The sequence below is a fragment of the Polaromonas sp. P3_C2 genome, assembly GCF_056402675.1.
This window is the reverse complement of sequence record NZ_JBFUGX010000782.1, coordinates 1-1,734: the sequence shown is the minus strand read 5'-3', so window position 1 is coordinate 1,734 and position 1,734 is coordinate 1. Positions and strand designations below refer to the sequence as shown.

Genomic DNA, 1,734 nt, shown 5'->3' with positions numbered 1-1,734 from the left:
CTGGAGACCAGCAAGGGCGATTTGCCGCTGGCGCTGGCGCTGGGCATCGTATTGCTCGGGGTGGTGCTGCTGCTGAACATCCTGATCGCCCTGGTGCGGCGCTGGCGTGAGCAGTTCGACGACCGCCTGCCGGATGTGGCCCTGGCCACCGGGGGTGCGCAGCCATGACGCAGGTTTTCAACCTGCATGCCATCGGTGTGCAGTTCGGCCAGGTGCAGGCGCTCAGCGGCTGCAGCCTGCGTATCAAGGCCGGCGAAAGACTGGCGCTGGTGGGCGCCAACGGCAGCGGAAAGAGCACGCTGCTGCGAACCCTCAACGGCCTGGTCCGGCCTTCCAGCGGCAGCTTTCAGCACGACGTGCAATYGCGGCAGGCCATGCTGTTCCAGCGGCCCTACATGCTGCGCGCCAGCGTGCTGAACAACGTAGCGCTCGGACTGTGGCTGGGTGGTGTGCGCTGGAAAGAGGCCAAAGTCCAGGCACTGGCCGCGCTGGAGCGCGTGGGGCTGGAAGACCTGGCCACACGCAATGCCAAGGCTTTGTCCGGAGGGCAGCAGCAGCGCGTGGCGCTGGCGCGCGCCTGGGCGCTCAAGCCGCAGGTTCTGCTGCTCGACGAGCCCACGGCCAGCCTGGACCCCACGGCCAAGCGCGAGGTCGAGCGCCTGATGGCGGAGTTTGCCGATGCCGGCATGACGCTTATTTTCAGCAGCCACAACCTGGGGCAGGTCAAGCGGCTGGCCACCCGGGTGATTTACCTTGAGCATGGCCGGCTGGTAGCCGACTTGCCGACTGCGGCCTTTTTCACCGGTCCTGTCCCCGCAGCGGCAGAAGCATTTTTAAAAGGAGAACTTGCATGAACAGCTTGAGCATGGTATCGGGAATTTTCGGGTCGATCAGGGCCTTGGTGCTTGTCCCGCTTGCGCTGGCAGCTACTGTTTCGATAGCACAAACCAACACTATCGTGATGGCGTCAACCACCTCGACCGAGCAGTCGGGCCTCTTTCCCTACCTGCTGCCCGAGTTCAAAAAAGCCACGGGCATTGACGTGAAAGTAGTCGCTGTCGGCACCGGCCAGGCTATCGACATGGGCCGCCGGGGGGACGCCGACGTGCTGTTTGTGCACGACCAGGTGGCGGAAGAAAAAGTCGTAGCCGAAGGTTTTGCCATCAAGCGCTTTCCTGTCATGTACAACGATTTCGTGCTGATCGGCCCCGCAGCTGATCCGGCCAAAACCAGGGGCAGGGACATTGTCGAAGCGCTGAAAAAACTCAGCGCCGCCAATGCCGGTTTTATCTCTCGCGGTGACAAGAGCGGCACGCATGCCGCCGAGCTTCGCTACTGGAAAGCCGCGGGCGTTGAGACGCCGGGCGACAAGCCCGCGTTTGCCAACTACAAGGCTTGCGGCTGCGGCATGGGCCCGGCGCTCAACATCGCGGCCAGCAGCGGCGGCTATGTGTTGGCCGACCGCGGCACCTGGCTGTCCTTCAAAAACCGCGGCGACCTGGCCGTGCTGGTCGAAGGCGATACCAAGCTGTTTAACCAGTACGGCGTGATGGTGGTGAACCCCGCCAAGCATCCGCAGACCAAAGTGGTGGAAGCGCAGAAGTTTGTGGACTGGATCATCTCGCCCATGGGCCAGAACGTGATCGCCGGTTACAAAATTGGTGGTGAGCAATTGTTCTTCCCAAACGCTAAATGAGTTCCCCCCTGCCCAGGCTCACTGCGTGTAGCCTGTCC

2 protein-coding genes are annotated in these 1,734 nt (G+C 62.8%); both read left to right on the top strand.

The annotated features are described in order from the left end of the window. Positions 1 to 164 precede the first annotated feature (164 nt). Positions 165 to 854 carry an ABC transporter ATP-binding protein gene (locus AC1DWI_RS21895; protein ID WP_477725758.1) on the top strand — a complete coding sequence of 230 codons (690 nt, stop codon included), beginning with the start codon at positions 165 to 167 and terminating at the stop codon, positions 852 to 854. Further along, positions 851 to 1,696, top strand: a complete 846-nt coding sequence (locus AC1DWI_RS21890) for an ABC transporter substrate-binding protein (protein WP_477667977.1) — start codon at positions 851 to 853, stop codon at positions 1,694 to 1,696. Before AC1DWI_RS21895 ends, AC1DWI_RS21890 begins: the two co-directional genes overlap by 4 nt. Positions 1,697 to 1,734: the final 38 nt, after the last annotated feature.

What these genes read in the sequence shown, in the direction of transcription:
- AC1DWI_RS21890 (WP_477667977.1), top strand. Translation starts at nt 851, where the DNA reads ATGAACAGCTTGAGCATGGTATCGGGAATTTTCGGGTCGATCAGGGCC.